Source organism: Xanthomonas sp. CFBP 8151 (genome assembly GCF_011761885.1).
Classification (GTDB): Bacteria; Pseudomonadota; Gammaproteobacteria; order Xanthomonadales; family Xanthomonadaceae; genus Xanthomonas; species Xanthomonas arboricola_B.
In genome coordinates this window covers 39,569-55,080 of the sequence record NZ_JAASQZ010000001.1, presented here as the reverse complement: position 1 = coordinate 55,080, position 15,512 = coordinate 39,569, and the positions used below count along the sequence as shown (strand labels likewise).

Annotated in this window: 11 protein-coding genes and 1 pseudogene; 3 read left to right on the top strand and 9 right to left on the bottom strand. The window is 66.5% G+C overall.

Translation table 11 applies throughout. The features are described from left to right. Positions 1 to 201: 201 nt before the first annotated feature. From FHT08_RS00225 to FHT08_RS00215, 3 genes are all read left to right on the top strand, one after another. Positions 202 to 1,443 carry an efflux RND transporter periplasmic adaptor subunit gene (locus FHT08_RS00225; protein WP_166773911.1) on the top strand — a complete coding sequence of 414 codons (1,242 nt, stop codon included), beginning with the start codon at positions 202 to 204 and terminating at the stop codon, positions 1,441 to 1,443. 93 nt (positions 1,444 to 1,536) lie between these two features. Further along, the gene (locus FHT08_RS00220) at positions 1,537 to 4,785 is read left to right on the top strand and encodes an efflux RND transporter permease subunit (protein WP_166773910.1); all 3,249 of its coding nucleotides are present in this window, start codon (positions 1,537 to 1,539) and stop codon (positions 4,783 to 4,785) included. Between the two features lie 112 nt (positions 4,786 to 4,897). Next, complete coding sequence (locus FHT08_RS00215; protein ID WP_166773909.1) at positions 4,898 to 8,038, top strand: efflux RND transporter permease subunit; 3,141 nt, start codon at positions 4,898 to 4,900, stop codon at positions 8,036 to 8,038. Between the two features lie 1,010 nt (positions 8,039 to 9,048). On the opposite strand, the gene FHT08_RS00210 is transcribed toward FHT08_RS00215, so the two are convergent. From FHT08_RS00210 to FHT08_RS00170, 9 genes and pseudogenes are all read right to left on the bottom strand, one after another. Then, complete coding sequence (locus tag FHT08_RS00210; RefSeq protein WP_166773908.1) at positions 9,049 to 10,416, bottom strand: VOC family protein; 1,368 nt, start codon at positions 10,414 to 10,416, stop codon at positions 9,049 to 9,051. Between the two features lie 342 nt (positions 10,417 to 10,758). Next, a pseudogene (locus tag FHT08_RS00205) lies at positions 10,759 to 10,884 on the bottom strand (beta-ketoacyl-[acyl-carrier-protein] synthase II); the annotation flags it as partial. Between the two features lie 120 nt (positions 10,885 to 11,004). Beyond that, entirely contained in the window at positions 11,005 to 11,613 is a 609-nt protein-coding gene (locus tag FHT08_RS00200) for a hypothetical protein (protein ID WP_104607156.1), read from the bottom strand. A gap of 83 nt (positions 11,614 to 11,696) precedes the next feature. After that, a complete protein-coding gene (locus FHT08_RS00195) occupies positions 11,697 to 12,455 on the bottom strand; it encodes an HAD family hydrolase (protein WP_104536496.1) in 759 nt (252 codons plus the stop codon). A gap of 37 nt (positions 12,456 to 12,492) precedes the next feature. Further along, complete coding sequence (locus FHT08_RS00190; protein ID WP_208408848.1) at positions 12,493 to 12,897, bottom strand: EF-hand domain-containing protein; 405 nt, start codon at positions 12,895 to 12,897, stop codon at positions 12,493 to 12,495. Positions 12,898 to 13,180: 283 nt separating this feature from the next. Next, entirely contained in the window at positions 13,181 to 13,543 is a 363-nt protein-coding gene (locus tag FHT08_RS00185; RefSeq protein WP_166773906.1) for an EF-hand domain-containing protein, read from the bottom strand. Positions 13,544 to 13,768: 225 nt separating this feature from the next. Beyond that, a complete protein-coding gene (locus tag FHT08_RS00180) occupies positions 13,769 to 14,146 on the bottom strand; it encodes a hypothetical protein (RefSeq protein WP_104536499.1) in 378 nt (125 codons plus the stop codon). Between the two features lie 137 nt (positions 14,147 to 14,283). Next, positions 14,284 to 14,481, bottom strand: a complete 198-nt coding sequence (locus tag FHT08_RS00175) for a CPXCG motif-containing cysteine-rich protein (RefSeq protein ID WP_104536500.1) — start codon at positions 14,479 to 14,481, stop codon at positions 14,284 to 14,286. A gap of 80 nt (positions 14,482 to 14,561) precedes the next feature. Then, positions 14,562 to 15,323, bottom strand: coding sequence for a M15 family metallopeptidase (locus tag FHT08_RS00170; RefSeq protein WP_166773905.1), 762 nt, complete (start codon positions 15,321 to 15,323; stop codon positions 14,562 to 14,564). Between the last annotated feature and the right edge of the window lie 189 nt (positions 15,324 to 15,512).

The following is a 15,512-nucleotide window of genomic DNA, read 5'->3' as shown; positions in this document are numbered from 1 at the left end:
CTGCGGTGGGGCTCGATTCAGGCCAGCGGTCAACCGCATCGGCCCTGGTGCGTTGCCGCTGAACCGCATCTGTGAACGCTGCGGTCGTCTGGTCCGGCGGGCCGTTACTTCAGTAACGCTCAATTGCCTGATCGCAACGATATGCTTCGCACAGCCGCCCCACGGTCGCACCAGCGCCCGGCCCGCCCTCAGGAGTTTCGCATGTCGCGTTTTTGGAAGATCACACTGCTGGTCGTAGCGGTGCTCGTCTTGGTGTTCGTCGCAATGCGGATGTTCGGTGGGGGCAACCACGGCAAGCGGGCGGACGCGCCGGACGGCGATGGCACCGAGAACAGCGGCCCGGTACCGGTCACGGTCGTGGCCGCCACCACCCAGGATGTGCCGGTCTACGCCAGCGCGCTGGGCACGGTGACCGCGCTCAACACCGTCACGGTCAGCCCGCAGGTCGGCGGCCAGCTGATGAGCCTGAATTTCAAGGAAGGCCAGGAGGTGAAGAAGGGCGAGCTGCTGGCGCAGATCGACCCACGCACGCTGCAGGCCAGCTATGACCAGGCGCTGGCGGCCAAGCGCCAGAACCAGGCGCTGCTGGCGACCTCGCGGGTGAACTACCAGCGCTCCAACGACCCGGCCTACAAGCAGTACGTCTCGCGCACAGACCTGGATACCCAGCGTAACCAGGTGTCGCAGTACGAGGCGGCGGTGTCGGCCAACGATGCGCAGATGCGCTCGGCGCAGGTGCAACTGCAATTCACCCGCGTGACCGCACCGATCGACGGCATCGCCGGTATCCGCGGCGTGGACGTGGGCAATATCGTCAGCGCCAGCTCCACCATCGTCACCCTGACCCAGATCCGCCCGATCTACGTGTCCTTCAACCTGCCCGAGCGCGAGTTGCAGGCGGTGCGCAGCGGCCAGGCGGCCGCCCCGCTGGACGTGGCGGCGCTGGATCGCGGCGACGCGCACGTGATCAGCGGCGACGGCAAGCTGGAGGTGATCGACAACCGCATCGCCGCCGACAGCGGCACCTTCGGTGCGCGTGCGATCTTCGCCAATACCGACAATGCGCTGTGGCCGGGCCAGTTCGTCAACGTGCGCCTGCAGCTGCGCACCATCTCCGGCGGCACCGTGGTGCCGACCCAGGCCGTGCAGCGCGGCCCGGACGGCGATTACGTCTACGTAGTCGGCAGCGACAACACCGCGCAGATGCGCACCGTGGTGCAGGGCGTGGAAGTGGACGACAGCCATGTGCAGGTCACCAAGGGACTCAAGCCGGGCGAGCGCGTGGTGACCGAAGGCCAGTTCCGGCTCAAGCCGGGCAGCAAGGTCAGCGCGCTCAAGCCGGGCGAAACCCCGCCGGAGCCGACCGAGGCCGAATTCAAGGCCGCGCAGGACAAGAGCCGTGACGGTGCCGGCGGCCGACGCGGCGGCGGCGGTCCGCGCTAACTCGCGAGCACCGGCGACGGGACTTCCGTCGCCGGTGTGCCTCGGCGCTGCGCGCGCCGGCATCGATTGACGTCTTCAGCAAGGACACCCCCCGTGGGCTTTTCGACCATCTTCATCCGCCGTCCCATCGCCACCTCGTTGTTGATGGCGGGCATCCTGCTGCTGGGCATCCTGGGCTACCGGCAATTGCCGGTCTCGGCGCTGCCGGAAATCGACGCGCCCAGTCTGGTCGTCACCACCCAGTATCCCGGCGCCAACGCGACCACCATGGCCTCGCTGGTGACCACGCCGCTGGAGCGCCAGTTCGGGCAGATCTCCGGGCTGCAGATGATGACCTCCGATTCGTCGGCAGGCCTGTCCACGATCATCCTGCAGTTCTCGATGGACCGCGACATCGACATCGCCGCGCAGGATGTGCAGGCGGCGATCCGTCAGGCCACCCTGCCCTCGTCGCTGCCGTACCAACCGGTGTACAACCGCGTCAATCCGGCCGACGCGGCGATCCTGACCCTCAAGCTCACCTCCGACTCGCTGCCGCTGCGCGAGGTCAACCGCTATGCCGATGCGATCCTGGCCCAGCGCCTGTCGCAGGTACCGGGCGTGGGGCTGGTGTCGATCGCCGGCAACGTGCGGCCTGCCGTGCGCATCCAGGTCAACCCGGCACAGCTGTCGAACATGGGCCTGACCATGGAGTCGCTGCGCAGCGCGCTGACCCAGACCAATGTCAGCGCGCCCAAGGGCTCGCTCAACGGCAAGACCCAGTCCTACAGCATCGGCACCAACGACCAGCTCACCGACGCGGCGCAGTACCGCGAGACCATCATCAGCTACAGCAACGGCCGCCCGGTGCGGCTGGCCGATGTGGCCAACGTGGTCGACGGCGTGGAGAACGACCAGCTCGCCGCCTGGGCAGACAACAAGCCGGCGGTGCTGCTGGAAATTCGCCGCCAGCCCGGCGCCAACATCGTGCAGACGGTGGAACAGATCCGCAACATCCTGCCGCAGCTGCAGTCGGTGCTGCCGGCCGATGTGCATCTGGAGGTGTTCTCCGACCGTACCGAAACCATCCGCGCCTCGGTGCATGAGGTGAAGTTCACCCTGGTGCTGACCATCGCGCTGGTGGTGGCAGTGATCTTTCTCTTCCTGCGCCGGTTGTGGGCCACCATCATTCCCTCCGTGGCGGTGCCGCTGTCGCTGGCCGGTACCTTCGGGGTGATGGCGTTTGCCGGTATGTCGCTGGACAACCTGTCGCTGATGGCGCTGGTGGTGGCGACCGGGTTCGTGGTCGACGATGCGATCGTGATGATCGAAAACATCGTGCGCTACATCGAACAGGGCAAGAGCGGGCAGGAAGCGGCCGAGATCGGCGCCAAGCAGATCGGTTTCACCGTGTTGTCGCTGACCGTGTCGCTGGTGGCAGTGTTCCTGCCGCTGCTGCTGATGCCGGGCGTGACCGGGCGCCTGTTCCATGAGTTTGCGTGGGTGCTGTCGATTGCAGTGGTGATCTCGATGCTGGTGTCGCTGACGCTGACGCCGATGATGTGTGCCTACCTGCTCAAGCCCGACGCCCTGCCCGAAGGCGAGGACGCGCACGAGCGCGCCGCCGCCGCCGGCAAGACCAACCTGTGGACGCGCACCGTGGGCGCCTACGAGCGCAGCCTGGACTGGGTGCTGGCGCACCAGCCGCTGACCTTGGCGGTGGCGATCGGCGCGGTGGCGCTGACCGTGGTGCTGTATGTGGCGATCCCTAAGGGCTTGCTGCCCGAGCAGGACACCGGCCTGATCACCGGCGTGGTGCAGGCCGACCAGAACGTGGCATTCCCGCAGATGGAGCAGCGCACCCAGGCGGTCGCTGCGGCGCTGCAGAAAGACCCGGCCGTGACCGGCGTGGCCGCCTTCATCGGCGCCGGCACCATGAACCCGACCATCAACCAGGGCCAGCTGTCGATCGTGCTGAAGACGCGCGGCGACCGCGAGGGCCTGGACGAGGTGCTGCCGCGCCTGCAAAAGGCGGTGGCCGGCATTCCCGGCGTGGCGCTGTTCCTCAAGCCGGTCCAGGACGTCACCCTGGACACCCGCGTGGCCGCCACCGAATACCAGTATTCGCTGTCGGATGTGGACAGCAGCGAGCTGGCCACCTGGGCCGGGCGCATGACCGAGGCGATGCGCAAGCTGCCCGAGCTGGCCGATGTGGACAACAACCTGGCCAACCAGGGCCGTGCGCTGGAACTGAGCATCGATCGCGACAAGGCCAGCATGCTCGGCGTGCCGATGCAGACCATCGACGACACGCTGTACGACGCCTTCGGCCAACGCCAGATCTCCACGATCTTCACCGAGCTCAATCAGTACCGGGTGGTGCTGGAAGTGGCGCCGGAGTTCCGCAGCAGCACCGCATTGATGAACCAGCTGGCGGTGGCCAGCAACGGCAGCGGCGCGCTGACCGGCACCAATGCCACCAGCTTCGGCCAGCTGACCTCGTCCAACTCCTCCACCGCCACCGGCGTGGGCGCGCAGAACACCGGCATCGTGGTCGGCGCCGGCAGCATCATTCCGCTGGCCGCACTGGCCGAGGCCAAGGTCACCAACACGCCGCTGGTGGTCAGCCACCAGCAACAGCTGCCGGCGGTCACGATCTCGTTCAATCTGGCGCCGGGCCATTCGCTGTCGCAGGCGGTGGAGGCGATCGAGCAGGTGCGCCAGGATCTGAAGATCCCGACCCAGGTGCATGCGGCGTTCGTCGGCAAGGCGGCCGAATTCACCGGCAGCCAGACCGATATCGTGTGGCTGCTGCTGGCCTCGATCGTGGTGATCTACATCGTGCTGGGGGTGCTCTACGAGAGCTACATCCATCCGCTGACGATCATCTCCACGCTGCCGCCGGCCGGCGTCGGTGCGCTGCTGGCGCTGATGATGTGCGGGCTGAGCCTGTCGGTGGACGGCATCGTCGGCATCGTGCTGCTGATCGGCATCGTCAAGAAGAACGCGATCATGATGATCGACTTCGCCATCGATGCCCGCCGCGAAGGCGCCAACGCGCACGAAGCGATCCGGCGCGCCTGCCTGCTGCGCTTCCGCCCGATCATGATGACCACCGCCGCCGCGATGCTGGGCGCGCTGCCGCTGGCCCTGGGCACCGGCATCGGCTCGGAACTGCGGCGCCCGCTCGGCATCGCCATCGTCGGCGGCCTGCTGCTGTCGCAGCTGGTGACGCTGTACACCACCCCGGTGATCTACCTGTACATGGAGCGTGCCGGCGAGCGCCTGCGCGATTGGCGCGCGCGGCGTGCCGCCCGCCATGACGGCGTGCCCCCGGCCTCCAGCTCGGAGCGCCCGGCATGATGACCGATGGCGTCATCGCTGATCGGTCTGCCGGCCCACGGCACCGCCTTCCCGCACGCGCGTATGGCAACTGCGCTGGCTGTTGCCTTTCCCGATTCCCGGCAGTCACCCCATGAACATCTCCGCGCCCTTCATCAAGCGCCCGATCGGCACCGCGCTACTGGCGATCGGCTTGTTCGTGATCGGATTGATGTGCTACCTGCGGCTGGGTGTGGCGGCATTGCCGAACATCCAGATTCCGGTGATCTTCGTGCATGCCACGCAATCCGGCGCCGATGCCGGCACCATGGCCTCCACCGTCACCGCACCGCTGGAACGCCACCTGGGCCAGCTGCCCGGCATCGACCGCATGCGCTCCTCCAGTTCGGAGAGCAGCAGCATGGTGTTCATGGTATTTCAGAGCAATCGCGACATCGATTCGGCCGCGCAGGACGTGCAGACCGCCATCAACGCGTCGCAATCGGACCTGCCCTCCGGCCTGGGCACTCCGATGTACCAGAAGGCCAATCCGAACGACGACCCGGTCATCGCCATTGCGCTGACCTCGGACACGCAATCGGCCGATGAGCTCTACAACGTTGCCGACTCGCTGCTGGCGCAACGGCTGCGTCAGATCACCGGCATCAGTTCGGTCGATATCGCCGGCGCCTCCACGCCGGCGGTACGCGTGGACGTGGACCTGCGCGCGCTCAACGCGCTGGGCCTGACCCCGGACGATCTGCGCAACGCCGTGCGCGCGGCCAACGTCACCTCGCCGACCGGGTTCCTGTCCGACGGCAACACCACCATGGCCATCGTGGCCAACGATTCGGTGGCCAAGGCTGCCGATTTCGCCCAGCTGGCGATCTCCACCCAGTCCAACGGACGCATCGTGCGGCTGGGCGATGTGGCCACTGTCTACGACGGCCAGCAGGATGCCTATCAAGCGGCCTGGTTCGATGGCAAACCGGCGGTGGTGATGTACGCATTCACCCGCGCCGGCGCCAACATCGTCGAAACCGTGGACCAGGTAAAGGCCCAGATTCCCGAGTTGCGCGCCTATCTGCAGCCCGGCACCACATTGACGCCCTACTTCGACCGCACCCCGACCATCCGCGCCTCGCTGCACGAAGTGCAGGCCACGCTGATGATCAGCCTGGCAATGGTGATCCTGACCATGGCGCTGTTCCTGCGCCGCCTGGCACCCACGCTGATCGCGGCGGTCACCGTGCCGCTGTCGCTGGCCGGCTCGGCGCTGGTGATGTACATGCTGGGCTTCACCTTGAACAACCTCAGCCTGCTGGCGCTGGTGATCGCCATTGGCTTTGTGGTCGACGATGCGATCGTGGTGATCGAAAACATCATGCGTCATCTGGACGAAGGCATGCCGCGTCTGGATGCCGCACTGGCGGGTGCGCGCGAGATCGGCTTCACCATCGTGTCGATCACCGCCTCGCTGGTGGCGGTGTTCATTCCGATGCTGTTTGCCAGCGGCATGATCGGCGCGTTCTTCCGCGAGTTCACCGTGACCCTGGTGGCGGCGATCGTGGTGTCGATGCTGGTATCGCTGACCTTGACGCCGGCGCTGTGCAGCCGCTTTCTGTCGGCGCATACCGAGCCGGAAAAACCCGGCCGCTTCGGCGCCTGGTTGGACCGCATGCACGAGCGCATGCTCGCGGTGTACACGGTGGCGCTGGATTTCTCGCTGCGGCACGCCTTGCTGCTGTCGCTGACGCCGCTGCTGCTGATCGCCGCCACCGTCTTTCTCGGCGGCGCGGTCAAGAAGGGCTCGTTCCCTGCGCAGGACACCGGCCTGATCTGGGGCCGCGCCAATTCCAGCGCGACGGTGTCGTTTGCCGACATGGTCAGCCGCCAGCGCCGCATCACCGACATGCTGATGGCCGACCCGGCGGTGAAGACCGTCGGCGCGCGACTGGGCTCCGGCCGGCAGGGCTCCAGCGCCTCGTTCAACATCGAGTTGAAGAAGCGTGACGAAGGCCGCCGCGATACCACCGCGCAGGTGGTCGCGCGGCTGAGCGCCAAGGCCGACCGCTACCCGGATCTGGATCTGCGCCTGCGCGCGATCCAGGACCTGCCCAGCGACGGCGGTGGCGGCACCAGCCAGGGCGCGCAGTACCGCGTCTCGCTGCAGGGCAACGACCTGGCGCAGCTGCAGGAATGGCTGCCCAAACTGCAGGCCGCGTTGAAGAAGAATCCGCGCCTGCGCGATGTCGGCACCGACGTGGACACATCGGGCTTGCGCCAGAACATCGTGATCGACCGCGCCAAGGCCGCGCGCCTGGGGATTTCGGTCGGTGCCATCGATGGTGCGCTGTATGGCGCGTTCGGCCAGCGCTCCATCTCCACCATCTATTCGGATCTCAACCAGTACAGCGTGGTGGTCAATGCGCTGCCCTCGCAGACGGCAACGCCCAAGGCGCTGGATCAGATTTTCGTACCCAACAGCGCCGGCCTGATGGTGCCGATCACTGCCGTCGCGATCCAGGTGCCCGGGCTGGCGCCGCCGCAGATCGTCCACGAAAACCAGTACACCACGATGGATTTGAGCTACAACCTCGCACCGGGCGTCAGCACCGGCGAGGCAGATCTGATCATCAAGTCCACCGTGGAAGGCTTGCGCATGCCCGACGGCATCCGTCTCAGTGGCGACGACAGCTTCAACGTGCAACTCAGCCCCAACTCGATGGGTGTGTTGCTGCTGGCCGCGGTGCTCACCGTCTATATCGTGCTGGGCATGCTCTACGAGAGCCTGATCCATCCGGTCACCATCCTGTCCACGTTGCCGGCCGCCGGCGTCGGCGCGCTGCTGGCGTTGTTCCTCACCAACACCGAATTGTCGGTGATCTCGATGATCGCGCTGGTGCTGCTGATCGGCATCGTCAAGAAGAACGCGATCATGATGATCGATTTCGCGCTAGTGGCGCAGCGCGTGCACGGCATGGATGCGCGCGCGGCCGCACGCGAGGCCTCGATCGTGCGCTTCCGCCCGATCATGATGACCACAATGGTGGCGATCCTGGCCGCAGTCCCGCTGGCGGTCGGCCTGGGCGAAGGCTCCGAACTGCGCCGCCCGTTGGGCATCGCGATGATCGGCGGGCTGATCTTCTCGCAGAGCCTGACCCTGCTCAGTACCCCGGCGCTCTACGTGATCTTCTCTTGCCTGAGCGAACGCTGGAAGGCGCGTCGCGCACGTGCGCGTGCACGCCGGGCAGAGCGCGCGGCGGCACGGCGCCCGGCTGCGTCGGCGCACTGAGGCGAAGCGGCACATGCGCCGGTCTGCATGGGCCGGCGCGTGCCGGCTGGTCAGCGGCTCTGGCGCGGCATCCATGCGGCTCAAGGTCCCGCGACGGTGAGCGGGCAAGGACCAGTCGAGATCATCGGTGTGCACAGTTAAGAACAGCAAGAGCACCACCGACCGACTCTCTGGTGCGGTGTCCTCGCCGGTTGCGGGACCCTTGGCGGCATGGATGTCGCCACCGAGCCTCCACGGACGGATTCACGGCGTGTCCCGCAAGCGATGAGGGCACCGCGCACTCGACTTACCAAGCTTTTGACTTAAGCATCGGATCGCGCCTAAACGCCGCCACTGTTGCAAATCCCGATTGCTTTGGCGATCGTGCTCCGAAAGCCTGGTCAGCGCGGATCGATCAGTTGCAGAGCGGATGATCTGCGGCTTGGTTGCAGGGCCCTTGCCCGCCCACCATCGCAGGACACGCCGCAAGTACGTCCTTGTAGGCTCTGGCGCGGCATCCATGCCGCTCAAGGTCCCGCGACGGTGGGCGGGCAAGGACCTGTCGAGATCATCGGTGTGCACAGTTAAGAACAGTAAGAGCAGTGCGTGATGCGCGTTGTTCGATACTGATGCGCCGGCTCGAGGTCCGACACATGTTCGACAAGCGGCTTTTCACCCAACCACCGACCGACTCTCTGGTGCGGTGTCCTCGCCGGTTGCGGGACCCTTGGCGGCATGGATGCCGCCAAGGAGCCTCCACGGACGGATTCACGGCGTGTCCCGCAAGCGGTGAGGACACCGCGCGATCGACTCACTGGGCTTTTGAGCTGAGCCCAGGCGCTTGACCGCATCCAGACGCCGAGACGAGCAAAGATCTCGGTTGCTGTCTTTGTCCTGCTCTCCAGAGTACGCGCCATCCGGATCAGCAGCGGCGCACATTCGTGCAATGTGCACCGCGCGATCACGACACGCCATACGCGACAGGGCCGGCAGATCGCAGGCATGCAAATGCACGCGCCGCGCCGTGACCGCTACACCAGCAACGCCTGCAGCGACGCCCGCTCCAGCTGTGCGTACAACGCGCACTCATCGTGCACCTGCGCACCCAGCGCCTGTTCGAAGCTGCGCTTGCTCGAATGGGCGGCGTAGGCGCGTTGTTCGGCGCCACCGAGATTGGACTGGAAGATGCCGGCCGCACTCACCGGCAAGAAATCTTCATAGATGATCGGATCGGCACTGAGCAGACCGAGCGCAATGGCGGTTTCTGCCGGCATTGCCGCCACCTGCGCAGGGTCGGCACGTCCAGCCTCGGTCAGCGCGTAGCGGAAATAGCCCAGGCCTTCCTGACGCAGCACGGCTTCGTCGTCGGGAAACGCCACGAACGCGGTCTGCAGCCGCGTCGCGTAATCGGTACCGGTGCTGCCCGCGCCATCGCTGTCGCGCGCCTGCGCCAGTAGCGCGTCGTACAGCGCGCGGCCCTTGGGGGTCAGCGCGAGCCCGCGTTGTTCGATCTCGCCGAAGCGCGCGGTATGCGTACCGTGCTCGGCCTGCCCGCCGTCGCCGACAAAACGCACCGGCTCCTCCAGAGCCTTGAAGCTGGTCTGGCGCAATAGGATCGGCACACGTCGACGCGGCGGCCCTTCGATCACCGCCTTGGCATCGATACCGGCGCGCTGCATCTGCGCCTGCGCCGCGTCGATATCCAGCGTGCGTGGCGTCAGGTGATTGATATGCGGGCCGTGGAAGCTCACAACGTCGGCAATCAACTTGTGCGCCTCGCTCAGCGCGCGGTAGGTCGGCAGCGACACCGTGGCATCGCCGTGCCAGCGGAAGGTTTCCAGCGCCTCGGCCACGAACTGCTGCGCCTGCGCCGCCTCCAGCCCGCCGTGACGCTCGTGCTGCTCGATCAGGTCCAACGCGGCGGCGGTGAAGATCTGCCGCTGCTCCAGGATCTGCGCCGCCTGCGCGCGCAGCGTGGCGTCTTCGATCAATTCCAGCCGCAGCAACGAGGTGAACACGCGGAACGGATTGGCCGACAGCGCCGCCTCGTCGATCGGGCGGAACGCGGTGGAATGCACCGGCACACCGGCCACCGATAAATCGTAATACCCCACCGGATGCATGCCCATCACCGCAAACAGCCGCCGCAGCGTGGCCAGTTCCTGCGCCGTGCCGACCCGGATCGCGCCATGCCGTTCCAGGTCCAGCCGCGCGCGCTCGTCGTTGCGCTGCAGGCGCGCGGCCAGGGCGGGATCGGCGCTCAGGGTGTCGGCATTGACCTGCGCCACCAGCGTCATCAGGTCGCCGTACAACGGCACCTCGGCGCGATACATGTCCGACATCGCCTGCGCGAACAGGCTGCGGATGTGATCGGGGGAGACAAACACGGTATCGCGCATGGGCTGGTCTTGGCAGTGCCGGCCAACGCCGGCGTTGCGGCATTCTCGCCGACCGCGCCCTGCGGCGACCAGCTGCACGGCAGCATGCCGGCGCCTGTGTTGCCGCGCAGACAGGCGCGCAGCCTGTTGGTCACCTCACGTCTTGCCACTGCGCAGGTTCCCACCAGGCATAAACCGCACGCAGTGGCGGCGGGCAAGCCGCGGCGAGCAGTCGTCGGCTGGATGCGGCTGGCGGGCAAGCTCGGAATCCCAGCGCACGGCGTGGTCCATGCCGGTCCTAACGCCGGCTGCACCCATGTGGCCGGGAGCGCAGTCATCTTGTGGGTCCTCCGAGGATGGCTACAAGCGAGAGAAGCCGCCAGCCTCGCCCAGGCTCAGCGCATCGAACGGCTGGCACAGCTCCGGTGCCACGACCTGCAGCGAGTTGAAGCCGAATAGCACGCTGCCGCACCGGTAGCCGACACCACCTTGAGCCGGCAGCCGCCGGATGTGCGTGGACGGCGCGCAGGAAACGCAGCGTACGAGTGGTCACGCCGGTTCCCATCGCCGCACCCGCCTGGCGGCTACGCAGTCGGCTTGCCAGCCGCTCTAAAGTCCGGCCTGCGCCGCCGCCTCGGCCGCCTCGCTGGCCTGGCGCGCGGCTTCCAGCCGTTGCGCGTGATCGCCGAGCTGGCGGCGCAGGAGTGCGTCCAGGGTGATCGGACGTTCCCAGCGGTCGTAACTGGCGACGATGGCGTGCCGCAGCGCGCGCAGATGCACGGTCTCCGGCGTGACCGACAGCCGCGTGATCACGCCCTCCCAGCCGTCATGATGGTCGCGGCTGTAGGCACGCACGGTGTCGCGGCAGGACAACTGCAGCGTCTGCGCCCAGAAACAGGCGAAATAGATGTCGCCGGCGTGCCAGCCATGCACCTGCAGCAGCGCCTGCACATAACCGCGCGGGGTGCCGGTGTAACGCGCAACTTCGCCGATGAAACTGTCCGGGTAACGCTGCGCGTAGCTGCCCATGTCGGCCAGATGCTGGTCCACCCAGGCATCGCCGGTGCCCGGCGTCACCACGGGCGCAGCAGCGGCGGGCGCGGACCCGGGTGCGGGCGGCGTCTGCGCAATTGCCAGCATCGGCAGCAGCAGCGCGGTCAGCAGCAGGGATCGCAACAGCGAAGTAAGCAGCGAAGGCATGCGCCGATGATGCCGCATGCCGGCGTCGGTGTCAGGCCGACCGCAGCGTGCCGGCCAACTGCATCTGCAGATCCAGGCCGCGGCGCTGGCCGCGACGGAGGTCAGCTTGGCGCGTGCCGCCGGGCCAATGCATCCAGCGCATGCACCGCCGCCGGCCAGCCGGCGGCATCGGGCACTTCGCGCATGCGCGGCTCGTCGGCGGCCACGCCGTGCTCCTGCTCGTGCGCCCAGGTCACCGCGTAAGGGGTGTAGATCCCCCAACCGCCGATGGCCAGCACCGGCTCCACGTCCGAGCGCAACGAATTGCCGATCATCACAAAGCGCTGCGCCGGCAGGTCGAATTCGCCCAGCACGCGCGCATAGGTCTGGGGATCCTTTTCGGACACCACCTCCACGCGCGGAAACAGATCGGCCAGACCGGATTGCTCGATCTTCTGCTCCTGATGGAACAGGTCGCCCTTGGTGATCAGCACCACCGCATAATCGGCAGCAATCGCGCCGACCGCCTCGCGCACCCCGGCAATCACTTCCACCGGATGCTGCAGCGTGGCGCGGCCGATCTCGACGATGCGCTGGATGTCGCGTGCGGCAATGCGCGCCTGCGTCAGTTCGATCGCCGTCTCGATCATCGACAGCGTCATGCCCTTGGCGCCGTAACCGAACACCTTGAGATTGCGCCGCTCCACCGCCAGCAGGTGCTGCTGCATGCGGCTATCGGCCAGATCCAGGTAACCGGCCAGGATCGCTTCGAAATCCGCTTCGGCACTGCGGTAATAGTCCTCGCTTTTCCAGAGGGTATCGTCGCCGTCGAAGCCGACCAGTTGGATCGCCTGGCCGTCGCGCTGTGCAGAAGAGGTCATCGCGCCAGTTTAGCAGCGCACTGGAGCGCTGCTGCGATCAATCCCCTGCAGCATCGCCCGGACCGGGCTGGTAGCTGGCGAATTCGTCGCGCGACAGGCGCCCATCGCCATTGTTGTCGAAGCTGGCAAAATTCTCGCGCAGGACAGGGTCGGCGCCGGCTTCGGCCATGGTCAATGAGCCGTCGGCGTCGCTGTCCAGGTTACGGAATGTACGAGGCGCCAATGTGCCGGCCTGCGGCGCCAGCGCCGCTTCCGCACCGCCTTTGGCAGCCGATGGCGCTGCAGCATCGGCCGGCAGCAAGGGTGTGGTGGCAGGCGGTGGCGGGTCGATCGGCAACGGCGCCATTGCCGGTGCTGCCGGCCCTGCGGTGGAGGTCCCACGCGGTGGGTTGGCTGGCGGCAACTCCGGTGGCGCCGCGAGCGCCCACAGTGGACTCGACAGGCCGATCAGCACGGCGATACGCAACAACATGACGGCATGCCGAAACGATGGACTCGTGACTTTAGCGCGGCGCACGTAAAAAAAAACGGGAGCGACCCTGGCAGATCGCTCCCGCATGTCCATCCTGTTGCGTGGTGATGCGTTTGCTTACCGATGTTGGACATCCGCACGGATGCCACTGGTTGACGACAACGCCTACTCAAACGGCTGCTGTTGCGAAAGCTGCCTCCTGATGTCGAAAAATACGTCAGCAAACCAACTCACTACCTTGCGACCTACTACCTCAGTTGCCTTGCGACCCACTTCCCGCTGCGCCGCTTTGCTGCTTGGCGACAAACGCCTTGTATTCATCAGGGGTCAGCTTACCGTTCTTGTCGGAATCTGCGTCATTGAAGATCTGCGCAAGCCCGGCGTTGACCTGGGCTTCCTGTGTGCTGATGGCACCGTCGCTATCGGTGTCGACGCTCGCCCAGGTCTGGCCGCCGCCGGATTGCGCAGGCTGTGCCGCCGTGGTGGCAGAACTGCCCGACTGGGCCGACGTCGCGGCGGCATCCTGTGGCGCGCTCTGTGCCATGGCCGGCAGCGCCATGGCGGCGGCAAGGGCGGCGGTGGCGGCGAGCAGCGAGGTGCGGTTGCGATTCTTCATTTGGGTGGTCTCCTTGGCTTGGGAATGCGCGGTGTCGCCGCACATGGCCCCACCTTACCCAGCCCGAATGAACGTAAAACCCGCCGCAATTTCGCGCAAAACATCCTCTTAACCACCGGCCGGGTGTTTGCGCCTAGCCATCTGTTAGCCATCGGTGAGCCAAACAGAAGCACCTCATTCAATGCATCGGAATATGCGAACCACGCCGCGTTTTAGCGTGTGGACTCACGCATTCGGCGTCTCGTCATCCCAGCTTCCGGAACTGAACAGTTTCCAACCCGTCACCACACCGGCGATCGCCCCGGCCACTTCCAGCACCACGCGCGACCCCAGTTCGTTGGGATCGTGGATCTTGGCCAGCGCCAGACGCGCATAGAGCGGCGACTCCAGCCGCACGATGCTGGTGTAGACGAGATTCCAGATGTCGTAACCGCCGCCGATGGCGACCGCGAGCAGACAGGCGATGCCCAGCGTATGCCCGTGGGTGAAGTGCAGACGCCGGCCGATGTGCTCCACCGCAGCGAAGACCAGCACGCCCAGCACCAACGCGATCAGGCCGGCCTCCAGCGAGCCGAGCAGACCGAAGTGCAGGGGCAGATTCATCGTCGGGATCCAGGTGGCAGGCGCATCAGTCTAGCGGTTGCGGGCGATGGATCCGCGCCGGAGCCGCAAGCGCAGGCGGTCAGGCGCGTGCGGATCGACCAAGCGCTCCGATTGCCCGCTGCTGCGACATGCCGCGCTCACGCATCGTCCTGCCCCCGCGCACTCACCTGCGCCTCGCCTTCTTCGTCCCATCGCACGCTGACCGAGATCGGCTTGCAGCACACCTGACAATCCTCGATGTAATGCTGGTCGCCGCCGGTCAGATCCAGCGTCAGGGTGATCCACTCCCCGCAATACGGGCAGGCGATATCGATGAAGCGTTCCGGGTCGGACATGGCAATTCCTTGCAGCGGCGTGGGGGTGATGCACAACATGGACAGTCCGGTGGCCGGGTCACCGCCTGCGGCGCGGTTGCTCAGTTGACCGGCACATCGAACGCGGTATCCGGCATCGGCTCGGGACGGAAGGTGAAATGCCACCACTCCATCGGATAGTTGGCAAATCCCTCCGCCGCCATCGCACCCAACAGCTGCTGGCGATGGGCACGCTGGGCAGGACTGATGTCGCGCGCATCGGTGTGCGCACGCGCATCGAAGAAATCGAAGTCGGTGCCCATCGCCACCGGCTGGCACGGGCCCTGCCGGCAATCGAGCAAGCCCAGATCCAGCGTTGCGCCACGGCTATGCCCGGAAGTCTCGGCGATGTAGTCGCCCAGTAGCGCACGCTTGTCCACGCGCGGGTAGTACTGCGCCTTGGTCGACTGGTCCTGCAGATCCGCGGCCCAGGCCACGAACGCCTGCACCGCCCGCACCGGCCGGTAGCAGTCGAACACCTGCAGTCGATATCCCTGAGCCTTGAGCGACCGCGCCACCCGCGCCAGGGCCTGCGCCGCCGGACGCAGCAAATAGCATGTGGGCGCCTCATACCCCGGCACCACGCGCCCGGTGAAGTTGTTGCTGCCCGCATAACGCATGTCCACCGCGATCTCCGGCGCAAGGCCCCGCACATCGACCAGACCGGCCTGTGCGGCGGTCGTTGCCGGCGAGAGGATGGGAGCCGCTTGCACGTTGAGGCCTGCGCACAGAAGAACCAGCGCAGACACCTGCCACCCGATGCGCTGCAGGGTGCATGCGATGTGGTGCGATACGCGATTTACCGGGGATCGTGCTTGCGTCATGCGCCAAGCATAAGCCACCACAAGCAAGCTGCCTGCACAGGAGCGCTCGAACAGGCAAAGCACGTGGCTCGCTTGACGAACAACGGCTCGGGACGGACAGACCGGATCGCTGCGCTCGCCACCCACACATCGACGCACTATCCCCGCTCCTGCGCAATCGCCAGTCCGGTCGAATGCCGGACTGGCGAT